This window comes from Hydrogenispora ethanolica, from assembly GCF_004340685.1.
Classification (GTDB): domain Bacteria; phylum Bacillota; class UBA4882; order UBA8346; family UBA8346; genus Hydrogenispora; species Hydrogenispora ethanolica.
Genome location: NZ_SLUN01000001.1, coordinates 134,001 through 147,852, shown reverse-complemented (window position 1 = coordinate 147,852; position 13,852 = coordinate 134,001). Strand labels below are relative to the sequence as shown.

The following is a 13,852-nucleotide window of genomic DNA, read 5'->3' as shown; positions in this document are numbered from 1 at the left end:
GAATGGGGTGGTATCAATGTCCATTACCGAACTGGCGATCAAGCGGCCCTCACTGATCATTGTGCTCTTCATCGCCATTACTTTGCTGGGAATCTTCGGCTACAGCCAGCTGAAGTACGAATTGCTGCCGAATATCAACATTCCGGTCATCAGCGTCATGACCTCCTATCCCGGCGCCTCCGCCGGCGAGGTGGAGACGTCGGTCACCAAGCCGGTGGAGGACGCGGTGTCGGCCCTGGATAAGGTGAGCACGGTCCATGCCACCTCGCAGGAGGGCGTCTCCATCGTCACCGTCGAGTTCCAGCAGGATGCGAACCTCGACTTCGCGATGCAGGACGCGCAGCGGAAACTGAACGAGATCGCCGCCGACCTCCCGGAGACCGCCAAGGCGCCGTCGTTGTCAAAACTCTCCCTCAATGAACAGCCGGTGCTGCGGATGGGCGCGACTTCGACCATGGGGACGCGGGAGTTCAGCCACTTTTTGCAGGAGACGGTCCAGCCCAAGCTGGCGCAGGTGGCCGGGGTCGGCCAGGTGACCTTGGTCGGCACCGCGGAGCGGGAGATCCGGATCAATGTGGACCCCCAAAAGCTGCGGGGCTACGGGCTGTCGCTGCTTCAGGTGGCCCAGGCGGTGCAAGCGGCCAACCTGGACTTTCCCACCGGGAAGGTGAAAGACCGCGACGCGCAGTTCGTGGTGAGGCTGGCTGGCAAATTCGCCTCTCTGAATGAGTTGCGGGCGCTGATCGTCGGCCGGTCGCCCGCGGGCGGGGATATCCGGCTGGGCGATATCGCCGAGGTGCAGGACGGCGCGGCGGAAATGACTAATTTCACCCGGATCAACGGCCGTTCCGCCGTAGTGATCCTGGTGCAGAAACAGTCCGACGCCAACGCGGTCGAGGTCTGCAAACAGGTGCGCCGGGCCGCCGCCCGGCTGGAACGGGAGTTCGCCGCGAACCGCCTCCGTTTCGACGTGGCCCAGGACAGCTCCATCTATACCATCGACGCCGCCAATGCGGTCAAGGAGGACTTAGGCATCGCCATTCTGCTGGTGGCCCTGGTGATGCTGCTCTTTCTGCACAGCCTCCGCAACTCGCTGATCGTGATGGTGGCGATCCCGGCCTCGCTGGTGGCCACGATGATCGGCATGTGGGCCCTGGGCTATTCGCTGAATCTCATGACGCTGCTGGCGCTCTCCCTGGTCATCGGGATCTTGGTGGACGACTCCATCGTGGTCCTGGAGAATATCTACCGCCACCTGGAGAGCGGCGCCGGGAAACGCCGCGCCGCGCTGGAGGGCAGGAACGAGATCGGCTTCACCGCCCTCTCCATCACCATGGTCGACGTGGTGGTCTTCGTGCCGCTGGCGATGGTCTCCGGGGTGATCGGCGGCATTATGCGCGAATTCTCGCTGGTGGTGGTCTTTTCCACCCTGATGAGCCTGTTCGTCTCGTTCACAGTCACCCCGATGCTGGCTTCGCGCTTCAGCAAGCTGGAACAGCTGGACGCCGGATCGCTGCTGGGCCGGTTCGGGACCTGGTTCGAAGGGCAGTACCGGCGGTTGACCCAGTCGTACCTGCGGTTGCTCCAGTGGAGCCTGGGCCACCGCTGGCAGGTGGTGCTCGGCGCGCTGCTCTGCTTCGTGGCAGCCGGCAGCCTGCTGTTTTTCCGGTTCATCGGCGCCGAGTTTTTGCCCCAGACCGACCGGGGCGAGTTTGCGATCACCTTGGAGCTGCCGCCCGGCGTGAAGCTGGCACAGACCAACGCCGTGGCCCACCGGGTCGAGGCGATGCTGGCCCGCTACCCCGAGGTGCGAAAGCTGATCGTGAATGTCGGCGCATCCAGCAGCGGTTTCATCGGGATGTCCTCCGACAACATCGCCGAGATCCAGGTGGTGCTGCGGCCCAAGGAGGAGCGGCGCCGCAGCACCGACGCGGTGGGCCGGGCCATCCGCCGGGAAGTGCTCCTGGGAGTGGCCGGGGTGAAATGCCAGGTCAATCCGGTGGCCATCTGGGGCATGGCCGGGTGGTCCCCGATCGAGCTGGCGATCAGCGGCAGCAGCTGGGAGGAGACCTACCGCGCCGCCAAGCAGGTGGAGCGGGTGATGAAGCGGATCCCCGGCACCGCCGACATCAGGCTCTCGGCGGAGGAGGGCAACCCCGAGACCCGAGTGGAAGTCGACCGCGAGAAGCTGGCGGCGCTGGGCCTGACCATCGCCGACGTGGGCTCGGTGCTCCAGACCGGCCTGACCGGCAATGATGACTCGAAGTACCGCGACAGCGACGGCACCGAGTATCCGGTGCGGGTGATGCTGGACGCCGGGGACCGCTCCGCCACCGCGGACCTCGGGGAACTGGCGGTCATGAACCGCTTCGGCCGGCCGGTCCCGGTGAAGCAATTCGCCCGGGTCTATCAGGCGCTGGGCCCGACCAAGCTGCAGCGGATCGACCGCAGCTACGGCATTACCGTCTCCTCGCAGGCGGTCGGCCGGCCCAGCGGCACCATTGCCGAGGATATCCAAAAGGCGCTGGCCTGGGAGCAGCTGCCGCCCGGGATCGAGCTCTCCTTCATGGGCGACGTCGAACAGCAGCAGGACTCCTTCGCCAGCCTGGGCCTGGCCCTGGTGGCGGCGATCATCTTCGTCTACCTGATCATGGTCGCCCTCTATGATTCGTTCATCTACCCCTTGGTGGTGCTCTTCGCGGTGCCCCTGGCGGTGATCGGCGCCCTGCTGGCGCTGGCGCTGACCATGAATTCGCTGAATATCTTCACCATCCTGGGGCTCATCATGCAGATCGGGCTGGTGAGCAAGAACGCCATCCTGCTGGTGGACTTCGCCAACAAGGCCCGGGCCGAGGGCCGGACCGCGCCGCAAGCATTGCTCGAGGCCGGCCGGGAACGGCTGCGGCCGATCCTCATGACCACGCTGACAATGATCTTCGGCATGCTGCCGATCGCCCTGTCGGACGCGGCCGGGGCCGAATTCAAGCAGGGCTTGGGCTGGGCGCTGATCGGCGGCCTGAGCGTGTCGATGGGGATGACCCTGGTGCTGGTCCCCGTGATCTACCTGATGGTGGATACTTACAGCGCCAAGTTGAAGCGGGTCTTCCGGCGCGGCAGGGCCGCGGCGGCGGAGGGGGGTTGATCTAGTCTCTCAATCACCCAGACCCCGGAAAGCCATTCCCGGGGTTTTCTCGTTGGGGTTCACCGCTCCACCGCGACGGAGACTCCGTCGCCGGCGCGTGAATCCCCCTTCTTTAAGTATTCCTTTGCCGGTTGCTGGACAGAATAGGATCATTTCCAATATTGTTCCATTTTGTAAAAAGCCGTTATATCCCCTGAACGGCGCTGATCTTCCAATGGAAAAGGTGAATCATCGTGTTTGGCAAAATCATCAAAGCCATCAAGTTTTTCAACCGCCGCCACGCCAAAGAACAATCCGGCCGCCAAAAGGGAAAAAATGTTGCGGGGCAGACCGTTATTCATAAAAATATCGAATCCAATCTGGCAAACCTGAAGCATGTTTTGGGAAAAAGTAACGATGTCATCTTCAGAGAATTTGAAGTGGGGAATAAAAAGCCAACCAAAGCGTTTGTCTGTTTTATCGATGGCTTGGGAGATAAAAACTTAATCAATGAGTTCATAACGAAAGCCTTAATGGTGGATATCCATATTATCCATCCGGATGAGAATTTTTTGTCGCCCAATATTTTGGCGCTGGTGAAAGAGAAGGTATTGAGTGCTACCGAGGTAACGGAGGCGGATTCATTCGACCGGGTTTTAGACGGCATTTTGTCGGGGGATACCGCTTTATTCATCGACGGCTCCATGAAAGTGCTGCTGATCAGCGCCAGGGGCGGAGAAACGCGAGCGGTCGCGGAACCGGATACCGAAGTATCGGTCCGGGGCCCCCGGGATGGCTTCACCGAAATCCTGCGCGTCAATACTTCATTGTTGAGAAGAAAAATTAAAAATCCCCGCTTGATCTTCGAACCGCTCCGACTGGGAAAACAGACCCGAACGGAGATTAACATCGTCTATATTGAAGGGATTGCCAATCAAGAAGTTATTGCGGAAGTGAGAAGGAGATTACACCGCATCGACACCGACGTGATTTTAGAATCAGGGTATCTGGAGCAATTCATCGAAGACCACCCCTTTTCCCCCTTTGCTACCATCGGAAACAGCGAAAAGCCGGATAAAGTCGCCGCAAAGCTATTGGAAGGAAGAATCGCCATTCTCTGCAATGGCACGCCTTTTGCACTGACAGTGCCTTTTTTGTTTATTGAAGCCATTCAAGTAAGTGAGGACTATTATTCCCGGCCTTACCTGGCCTCCATTACCCGGGGGTTGCGGCTGATATCCTTTTTGGTTACATTAATCGTTCCCGCTCTCTATGTAGCAGTGGAAACATTCCACCAGGAGATGCTTCCCACCGTCCTGCTCATCACGATGGCTGCAGCCAGGGAAGGAATCCCTTTCCCATCGTTTGTGGAAGCAATGATCATGGGGACGATCTTTGAAGTTCTGAGGGAGTCGGGGATTCGCCTGCCGCGCCAGGTCGGACAGGCGGTCAGCATCGTAGGGGCATTGATTATTGGCGAAGCGGCTGTCAATGCGGGAATCCTCAGCGCTCCCATGGTGATCGTCGGGGCTCTGACCGGAATCACCAGTTTTATCGTTCCGGCGCTGTTGGATGGCATCATCCTATTCCGGATTTTTTTAGTTTTATTGAGCGCGGCGTTTGGATTATACGGAATCGCGATAGGCCTGATTATAATGCTGGCCCACATGTGTTCATTGAGTTCCTTCGGAACGCCTTATCTGGCGCCCATGGCTCCCACCGTCTGGAAAGATTTGCAGGATACCCTCATCCGGGTCCCGCTACGGCTGATGAAATCTCAAGCGAAATCGATTTCCCGGCCCAATGGGGGCGGCCGGGAATTTTCAGCGCCGCCGCACCGGCGTCATGGCGGTGAGGATGATTGAAGCGAAAATTGAAAAGAAAGCTGTTTCCCATCGCCTGTTTTTTTTGTTGCCTGATGCTGGCGGGCTGCTGGAACCGGAGAGAACTGAACGAGCTGGGGATCGTGCTGGCAATCGGTATAGATAAAGACCGCCGGACCGGGGAGGTGATTCTGACTTCCCAGGTGGTAAGGCCGGGGGCCTTAAAACAAGAAAGCGCCGCCGAGAAATCTCCCGTCGAAATCACGATGACCCGGGGAAAAACCGTATTTGAAGCCATGCGCAACATTACCAAGCAATTCGACAGAAAGGCTTATTTTTCTCATGATAAGGTGATTGTCATCGATGAACGGCTCGCCCGGGAAGGGATTCTCAAGGTTATTGACGTTTTTGTGAGGTCCCAGGAAATACGCCGCCAGGTTTGGTTCATGGTCGCCAAAGATACAACGGCCGGAGAAATACTGGGAGTGGAACACGGAATCGAGACGGTGCAAGCGACTTATTTGGAAAGCATGATCAAGAGTAAAAGCAGAAATTCCGAAGTAAGCGCCCCCAGTTTGCTGGAGATTGTCAAAGCGGTATCGGGCGGTGGAACGAATCCCGTTGCCGGAGTCATGGAGATGATCGAACAGCCGAATCTGCCCGCTGAAAAAGAAAAGGAGCCGAGCTCTCAAGGGGTCAAGCTTTCCGGCACGGCGGTATTTAAAAAAGATAAACTAGTGGGCTATCTCAATGATCGGGAAACCCGGGGCTTGCATTGGGTAACCGGAAAGGTTCAAAGCGGGGTGATCCAGGTCCCCGCCCCCGGCGAACCGGGCCGGTTGATTACCGTGGAGATAAAAAAGGCGAGCAGCAGGATCAAACCTGAAATAAAGAACGGCCGGATTTCATTCCACATCGCCGTGAAAGAAGAAGGAAACATCGTGGAACAGCAAAGCATCATCGACAGTTCGAAGCTGAAAACCTTTGAAAAAATCGCGGCCGCACAAAAAAAAGTCATTGCCGACGAAATCGGGGCGGCTGTCGCCAAGGTGCAGAAACAACTCGGTTCGGATATTTTCGGGTTTGGCAGCCTCTTGAATCAAAAATATCCTCAGGAGTGGGAGAAGATAAAAAAAAATTGGGATGCCCTATTTCCGGAGGTGCAATGGACGGTAACAATCGACGCAGAGCTGAGAAGGTCGGGATTGTTGCTCAAGCCTGTCAAGCGCGGCGAATAACAGAAAATGCTCAGGAGAGCTTTTTGAGCAAATACCAAAAGATATGATAAATCAGCACCAGGATTAAAATGATTACCCAGATCCAACCGGAAATCACCAGGAACGACGGGAGCAACCCCCGATTTTCCAAGAGCTTTTGAACGGAGGCGATGGCTTGGCTGAACATCGGATTTACTTCCTTTCGCGATTATTTGATTTGGAAGGGAGCGCTCTTCTTTTTGATCCAGTGGATCAGAAGCAGCAAGACGGGAATGACATGCAGGAATGCGGGATAAAAGTAATCAGTGTCAAAAGGAAACAATTGGGTGCGGTGAAAAATATAGCTTGGTTCAAAAACCACGGCTACCCATAACACCAAAAAACCGGTGGAAATCAACAGGATTTTGCTGTTTTTCGTTTTGAACAAGGTATTGTAGATCGAAACAATTCCGTAAAATAATAAGGACATTTTATAAAAACCGCCCAAAAAGATGATGATGATGCCCAGGGCGTCCAGATTCGTTAAAATATCTCCGATGTTGATCAGTTTTATCACTTCAAATAATGGAATCGTGGCGCTCGCAGTATATGGCACGCCCAATACCGTGACATCGATGATCAGTGTAGCCGCGAGCAGGATGCCGGAGGCCGCGGCCGCCGCCATCGTCGCCTTTCTGACCCGGTGTTGGCGATCGGCATAGCACCAGTACATCGAAAAAATAAATATCTCACCAAAAGGGAATATGGAAACGGTCGGATAGACTGCCGATAAAACCGGCTTGATCCCATGGCTCAATACCGGCTGTAAACTTTGCCAATCGACTCTGCCCGACAGAATGATCATCAGGAACATGCCCATAAAAAAGCTGGCGATGACCGGCATGGTTATTTCACCGGTGCGGGCCAGCACCTGAATGCCCAGCGCCAGAACATAGATGCTTGCCAGCATGAAAATAAGGAGCACAATGGTTAAAGGGGTGTCCTGGAGACTGGTGATGACGATCAGTTCGCCAAATTCACGAAGATTGCGGCATGCCGGATAAAGCCAGTAGATGGAGTAGTTGATGGCGAGAAGGGTGCCGCAAGGTTTTCCCAAAATGGCAATCAGGATCTCCGCCAAATTCTTATCCGGGAATTTGCTTTGCAACTCGGTGTATATCCAGATAAAAGCCAGTCCTACCAGCAAAGATGCCAGTATCACTATCCATGCGTCTTGCTTTGCCTCAATTCCCAGGGCGAAAAGGGTCGTGCTGCCGACCTCGAATATGAACATTAAGCTGAAAAGTTGATGGATGCTAAGGCGTGTCATTTTTTTATTATTTCCATTTTATCCTAAAATAATTTCCTGTCTTTTCCTGTGGGAGGGTCGGTCCCGCCGTGGGACCGCCCGCGAAGGCATTTGGGAGGCACTTCATCCATTACGGCAGCTTTTGGGGTTCGCCGTTTCACCGCGCCGGTTGACTGCCTCCGAAGCCTTGGGGAATCTTCCCCGAGGCTTCGGAGAATCGTCAGGAGGAACCGGAGAATCGTCAGGAGGAACCGGAGAATCGTCAGGAGGAACCGGAGAATCGTCAGGAGGAACCGGAGAATCGTCAGGAGGAACCGGAGAATCGTAATCGTCAGGAGGAACCGGAGAATCGTCAGGAGGAACCGGAGAATCGTCAGGAGGAACCGGAGAATCGTCAGGAGGAACCGGAGAATCGTCAGGAGGAACCGGAGAATCGCCGGGAAGAGCCGGCGGGCGGTCCGGAGCTCCGGGAGAAAGACCCGGCGCCCCGTCGCGGCCGCGCCGCTGAAGCGCCGGGTCCTGATCCGGTTCCGCTCCGGAGGGGTGAAGGAGAGGCGTCCGGCCGGGGCGGCTAGGTCAGCAAATGAATTTGCTGCGCGTTCTTAGCGAAGTTAACCGCGGCTTAGGACGCAGATGCTCCCCTCGCTGCTGAACTTCAAACTTTTGCCGTTCGAGGCAGCCCTCACCCCGGCGCAAAAAAACTGCGCCGACCCTCTCCCGTCAAGGGCCGGGAGAGGGTTTTGGGAACGGATTGGCGAGGATAACGGGCTTCGACACCCTTCTCCCGGCAGCGGCCGGGAGAAGGGCCGGGGATGAGGGGCTCGGGGTCAGATGAACAGATTCACGTTGCCTTCCTCGGCCGCCGCCAGGTAGGAGGCGACGCCGCCGATCTCCACCCCGTCCAGCAGCTCCGCGGGCTGGATGCCCATGACATCCATGGACATCTGGCAGGCCACCAGGCGGATTCCCAGCGCGCGGGCCTCGGCGATCAGCTCCTCCAGCGAGGCGATATTCTTGCCGCCCATCACCATGCGGATCATTTTGGGGCCGATGCCGGCCATGTTCATCCGGGAGAGGCCCAGCCGCGTCGAGCCGCGCGGCATCATCAGGCCGAACATCCGGCCCAGCGGCGTTTTCCTGACCTTCACCCGCTGCGGGCGGCGCAGGATGTTCAGGCCCCAGAAGGTGAAGAACATGGTGACTTTCCTGCCCATGGCCGCGGCGCCGGTGGCGATGATGAAGGAAGCGATAGCCTTATCCAGGTCGCCGCTGAAGACGACGATGGTTTTGTCCTGTGGCAGGCCGGCTCCGGCCGGGGCCGGGGACGAGTGGGCGGCGGGGGTGTCGGCTCCCGGAGCGCCGCCTTTGCGGATCCGGGCGGTGATCCGGCCCGGCTCCCGGTCCAGCTGCAACAGGGTATTGCCGGTCCGGGCGCACCAGGCCGCCACGTCGTTGGCGAAGCCGGGATCGGAGGCGGCGATCTCCAGGGTCCGGCCCTCACTTAAAGTTCCCATGGCCTGGTAGAGCTTGAGGATGGGCCCCGGGCACTGCAGGCCGCAGGCATTGACCGGAACCGGCGGTTCGTCCGGCCCGGACGGCGCCGGCCCAGTGGCGGGGGCGCTTCCCGGCCCGGCGGCGGTTCCGGCCGTCTCGCGGCGGGCCGTCCCGGCCAGCAGCTCCCGTTCCTGGAGCGCCGCCCGGAGGGTCTTGTAGCCGCCGCTCAGGTTTTGGACCCCGGTGAAACCGTGCTGCATCAGGATGCGGGCCGCTAGATACGCCCGGAGCCCCACCTGGCAGTAGGCGACGATGGGCCGGTCCTGCGGCAGCTCCGCCAGGCGCTCCCGGAGCTGGTCGAGGGGGAGGTTGACCGCGCCGGGAATCGCTCCCAGCTGAAATTCGACGGGCTCCCTGACGTCGAGCAGCAGCGGCTCCCCGGAGCCCGCCGGCTCTCCGGCCACTTGCTCCCAGGTGGCGACGGCCACAGCCCCGTCCAGAATGTTCGACGCGGTGTAGCCGGCGATATTGACCGGATCCTTGGCCGAGGAGAAGGGCGGCGCGTAGGCCAGCTCCAAGTCGGTCAAGTCGTAAACCGTCTTTTCAAAACGGATGGCGGTGGCCAGAATATCGATGCGTTTGTCCACGCCCGCCGCGCCGACGGCCTGGGCGCCCAACAGCCGGCCGTCCTCCGGCGCGAAGAGCAGCTTGATGGAGAGCGGCGTCGCGCCGGGGTAGTAGCCGGCGTGCGAATTGGAATGGGTGATCGAGCTTCGGTAGGGGATGCCCCATTGGCGCAGCGTCTTTTCGTTCAGCCCGGTGGAGGCGGCGCTGAGGTCGAAGACCTTGACGATGGCGGTGCCCTGGGCCCCCGGGTAGCGGGCCTCCCGGCCGGCCAGAATATCCGCCAGCAGCCGGCCCTGGCGGTTGGCCGGCCCGGCCAGCGGCAGCCAGGCCGGACGGCTGGAGATCCACTCGCGGACCTCGACCGCGTCGCCCACCGCGTAAATATGGGGGTCCGAGGTCTGCAGCCGCTCATTGACCCGGATGGCGCCGGTGCTCCCCAGGGCCAGCCCGGCCGCTTCCGCCAGCCGGGTCTCGGGCCGGACCCCCACCGCCAGGATCACGATATCCGCGACCAGTTTGGTTCCGTCCCGGAGGGTCGCCGCCAGCCGCGGGCCGGCCTGTTCGATGGCGGCCAGGCCGTGGCCGAGGAGGAGCTCGATCCCTTGGTCGCGCAGCTCCTGCTGGACCGGGGCGGCCATCTCGTAATCGAGATTGGCGAGCACCTGGTCGGCCAGTTCCAGCAGGGTGACCCGTTTGGCCGTATGGGCCAGGTTTTCGGCCATTTCCAGGCCGATGAAGCCGCCGCCGACCACCAGGGCCGATTCCACCGGGTGCGCGGCGAGGTATTCCTTGATCCGGTCGGTGTCCGGGATGTTGCGCAGGGTGAAGACCTGCGGCAGCCCGGTCCCGGGGATGGGGGGGATGAACGGCGCCGAGCCGGGGGAGAGCACCAGCTCGTCGTAGCGCTCGCTGTAGGTCCGTTCGGCCTGGTGATCGCGCACCGAGAGCTCCCGCCGGGCGGGGTCGATCTGCAACACTTCGTGGCGGACCCGGACGTCGATGCGGAAACGCCGTTTCATCCCCGCCGGGGTCTGCAGGAACAACTCCTCCCGCTCGCTGATGGTTCCGCCGATGTAATACGGCAGGCCGCAATTGGCGTAGGAGATGGCCGCTCCTTTCTCCAGCAGGATAATCTCGGCCGTTTCATCCAGCCGCCGCAGCCGCGCGGCGGTGCTGGCCCCGCCGGCCACGCCTCCCACGATCACAATCTTTTTTGCCATGATCATTCTCCTCCTTGCGCTATTCCTGCCGGCCGCGCCGGCCCGTGATTCATGCCGTTGCCCGCAAACCGACGGCGAGACCGGCGGATGAAGCGGCCGGGCCGCCGTCCCCGGTTTGTTACCGCCGTCACAAACTGGCGGTTACTTCCGATACATCTATTATATTCAAATAATACGATATATTCAAGTGAAAGATTCCTGCCGCCGGTCATGATTTGCAACCGGGGGACGGTCCGGAGGTTATTTCCGGCAGACCGGCCTTTATCTCCCAATTTGATTACAAATCTTTAAACTTTGGGACTGGTTTTTATCTTGCCTTTCCGAAACTTTCGTGCTTAAATAAGTATATTAACAAAATTGTAACATTGTAACACTTTTCACGATCTTTTTGCACCGGGGTCGTTGCAAGATTGGGTGATTGCAACCCGGAAAGAAGGGGTGGATCGGAGTTACTTTGTTCCCGATTTCACATCTTACTTTGTTCCGATTTTCACAGCATTGGTTTTGCAAGACATGAGAGTTGCATAGGTTTTTCATGAACCCGCTCCGCCATGAAACCATACCGCCGGGCCCGCGCGATGCTCCATGGCGGCAGGTTCCAGAGGAACGATGCCATTCTCCCCATCACAAACTTTGAAAGGGATGATCATTGCATGCCCAAAACAGGGGTTCGCGCCCAAACCATCAGTGTCAAGGATCTGCCGCCCGAGAAATTCACCCGGCTGGACGAGTATATCAACAGCCTGCCCAGTACCAAGGGTGCGCTGATTGACATCATCTACAAGGCCCAGGAGATCTTCGGTTTTCTCCCCCGGGAAGTGTTGTTGCATATCGCGCGGAAGATGGGAATCTCCGGAGCCGAGGTCTTCGGCGTGGTCAGTTTTTATACCAATTTTACCATGAATCCGCAAGGCCTGCATACCATCAGCGTCTGTATGGGAACCGCCTGCTTCGTCAAGGGCGCCCCGGCCTTGGCCCAGCGGCTCCAGGAGAAGCTGGGGATCCATGAGGGAGAGACCACCAAGGACGGCTTATTCACCCTGAAAAACCTCCGCTGTGTGGGGGCCTGCGGTCTGGCGCCGGTCGTGATGATCGACGACAAGATCTACGGCCGGCTGACCGTGGCGGAATTGGACCAGATCATTGAGAGCTATCAAAAGGAGGCGGCCGGAGTTGCGCATTAATACACTGGAACAATTGAAGGAACAACGCATCCAGGCGGAAAAGACCATCCAAAACCGGATCTTCGGCCAGCCTTCGGCCAGGCCCGAAGTGCTGATCGGCATGGCCACCTGCGGGATCGCCGCCGGCGCCGGTGAGGTCAAGGAGGCGATCGAGGAAGAACTGGAACGCCTGAAACTGACGGACATCAAGATTGTGCCGGTCGGCTGCATCGGCTATTGCCATTCGGAGCCGCTGGTCCAGGTGAATCTGCCCGGCCAGCCGCCGGTGCTGTACGGGAACGTCGACGCCGCGAAGGCCCGGGAGATCGTCAAGGGCCACCTGGTCGGCCAGCAGTTGCTGGCGGACGGAATCACCGAGCCCAATTTCGAACGGGTCAACCTGGAAGAGGCCAAGGCTTTCGAGCCCACCGGCCAGAGAAAGCAATTGCGGATCGCCTTGCGCAACTGCGGCGTGATCGATCCGACCAGCATCGACGAGTATATCGCGGGCCACGGCTACGAGGCCTTGGGAAAGGCCCTGACCCAGATGACCCCGGAGACGGTCATCGACACCGTCAAGCGCAGCGGCTTGCGCGGCCGGGGCGGCGGCGGCTTCCCCACCGGCCTGAAATGGGAGTTCACCCGGAAATCCCGCCCCGGGGTGCAGAAATATATCTTCTGTAACGCCGACGAAGGCGACCCCGGCGCCTTCATGGACCGCAGCGTGCTGGAGGGCGATCCCCACAGCGTGCTGGAGGCGATGGCCATCGGCGGCTACGCCATCGGCGCCTCGACCGGCGTCATCTATATCCGCGCCGAATACCCGCTGGCGATCAAGCGGCTGAAGACCGCCATCGCCCAGGCCAAGGAGTACGGGCTGCTGGGAGGGAATCTTTTCGGCACCGGGTTCAATTTCGATATCGAGCTGCGTTACGGCGCCGGCGCCTTCGTCTGCGGCGAGGAGACCTCGCTGATCAATTCCGCCGAGGGCAAACGGGGCGAGCCTTCCAATAAACCGCCCTTCCCGTCGGAGAGCGGCTTCTGGGGCCAGCCGACCTGCGTCAACAATGTCGAGACCTACGCCAACGTCGCGCCGATCATCCTGAACGGCGGCGACTGGTTCGCGGCCATCGGCACCGAGCGCAGCAAGGGCACCAAGGTCTTCGCCCTGGCCGGCAAGGTCAACAACGTCGGCCTGGTGGAAGTGCCGATGGGCACCACGCTGCGGGAGATCATCTATGAGATCGGCGGCGGGATCAAGGACGGCCACCGCTTCAAGGCGGTGCAGACCGGCGGTCCCTCGGGCGGCGTCATCACCGAGGACTACCTGGATACGCCGATTGATTACGAGAGTTTGAAAGCGATCGATTCGATCATGGGGTCGGGCGGGATGATCGTCATGGACGAGACCGACTGCATGGTCAATATCGCCAAATATTATCTGGAATTCACCCAGGATGAGTCCTGCGGCAAGTGCACCCCCTGCCGGGTGGGGACCAAACGGCTCCACGAGATCCTGGAACGGATCACCGAGGGCAAGGCGGAGATGGCCGACATCGACAAGCTGACCAAGCTGGCCCGGACCATCAAGGACGCGGCCCTGTGCGGCCTGGGGCAGACCGCCCCGAATCCGGTCCTCAGCACCTTGAAGTTCTTTGAGAACGAATATTTGCAGCATATCCAGGAACACTACTGCGCCACCGGCTCCTGCAAGGCGCTGGTCAAATACTCCATTGACAAGGAGCGCTGCATCGGCTGCACCGCCTGCGCCAAGGCGTGCCCGGTGAAGTGCATCTCCGGCGAAGTGAAGAAGGTTCACGCGATCGATCAGACGAAATGCATTCAATGCGGCGCCTGTTTTACCACTTGCAAGTTCGGCGCAGTGATTAAACCATAGAG

At 59.4% G+C, this 13,852-nt stretch carries 9 protein-coding genes; 5 read left to right on the top strand and 4 right to left on the bottom strand.

The window, feature by feature from the left end:
- Positions 1-16 precede the first annotated feature (16 nt).
- Positions 17-3,142, top strand: a complete 3,126-nt coding sequence (locus tag EDC14_RS00600; RefSeq protein ID WP_132012241.1) for an efflux RND transporter permease subunit — start codon at positions 17-19, stop codon at positions 3,140-3,142.
- Between the two features lie 149 nt (positions 3,143-3,291).
- Here EDC14_RS00600 and EDC14_RS26505 read toward each other — a convergent pair whose 3' ends face one another.
- On the bottom strand, positions 3,292-3,483 hold the full coding sequence (locus EDC14_RS26505; RefSeq protein ID WP_165907664.1) for a hypothetical protein: 192 nt from the start codon (positions 3,481-3,483) through the stop codon (positions 3,292-3,294).
- On the opposite strand from EDC14_RS26505, the gene EDC14_RS00595 reads away from it, so the two are divergent.
- Together EDC14_RS00595 and EDC14_RS00590 are read left to right on the top strand one after the other, a co-directional pair.
- Complete coding sequence (locus tag EDC14_RS00595) at positions 3,478-4,986, top strand: spore germination protein (protein WP_165907715.1); 1,509 nt, start codon at positions 3,478-3,480, stop codon at positions 4,984-4,986. The genes EDC14_RS26505 and EDC14_RS00595 overlap by 6 nt on opposite strands.
- Positions 4,983-6,182, top strand: coding sequence for a Ger(x)C family spore germination protein (locus EDC14_RS00590; protein WP_132012239.1), 1,200 nt, complete (start codon positions 4,983-4,985; stop codon positions 6,180-6,182). The genes EDC14_RS00595 and EDC14_RS00590 overlap by 4 nt, the downstream gene beginning before the upstream one ends.
- A gap of 10 nt (positions 6,183-6,192) precedes the next feature.
- Here EDC14_RS00590 and EDC14_RS26500 read toward each other — a convergent pair whose 3' ends face one another.
- The 3 genes from EDC14_RS26500 to EDC14_RS00575 all read right to left on the bottom strand — a co-directional run bounded on the left by EDC14_RS26500 (position 6,193) and on the right by EDC14_RS00575 (position 10,790).
- Positions 6,193-6,348: a hypothetical protein gene (locus EDC14_RS26500; protein WP_165907684.1), complete on the bottom strand. Its 156-nt coding sequence runs from the start codon at positions 6,346-6,348 to the stop codon at positions 6,193-6,195.
- A gap of 21 nt (positions 6,349-6,369) precedes the next feature.
- Positions 6,370-7,470, bottom strand: a complete 1,101-nt coding sequence (locus tag EDC14_RS00585; RefSeq protein ID WP_132012238.1) for a GerAB/ArcD/ProY family transporter — start codon at positions 7,468-7,470, stop codon at positions 6,370-6,372.
- 806 nt (positions 7,471-8,276) lie between these two features.
- Positions 8,277-10,790 carry a DsrE/DsrF/DrsH-like family protein gene (locus tag EDC14_RS00575; protein WP_132012237.1) on the bottom strand — a complete coding sequence of 838 codons (2,514 nt, stop codon included), beginning with the start codon at positions 10,788-10,790 and terminating at the stop codon, positions 8,277-8,279.
- Positions 10,791-11,443: 653 nt separating this feature from the next.
- Between EDC14_RS00575 and EDC14_RS00570 the strand changes: the two genes are divergently transcribed.
- Positions 11,444-11,974, top strand: coding sequence for an NADH-quinone oxidoreductase subunit NuoE family protein (locus EDC14_RS00570; protein WP_132012236.1), 531 nt, complete (start codon positions 11,444-11,446; stop codon positions 11,972-11,974).
- Positions 11,964-13,850: an NADH-quinone oxidoreductase subunit NuoF gene (nuoF, locus tag EDC14_RS00565; RefSeq protein ID WP_132012235.1), complete on the top strand. Its 1,887-nt coding sequence runs from the start codon at positions 11,964-11,966 to the stop codon at positions 13,848-13,850. Before EDC14_RS00570 ends, nuoF begins: the two co-directional genes overlap by 11 nt.
- Positions 13,851-13,852 lie beyond the last annotated feature (2 nt).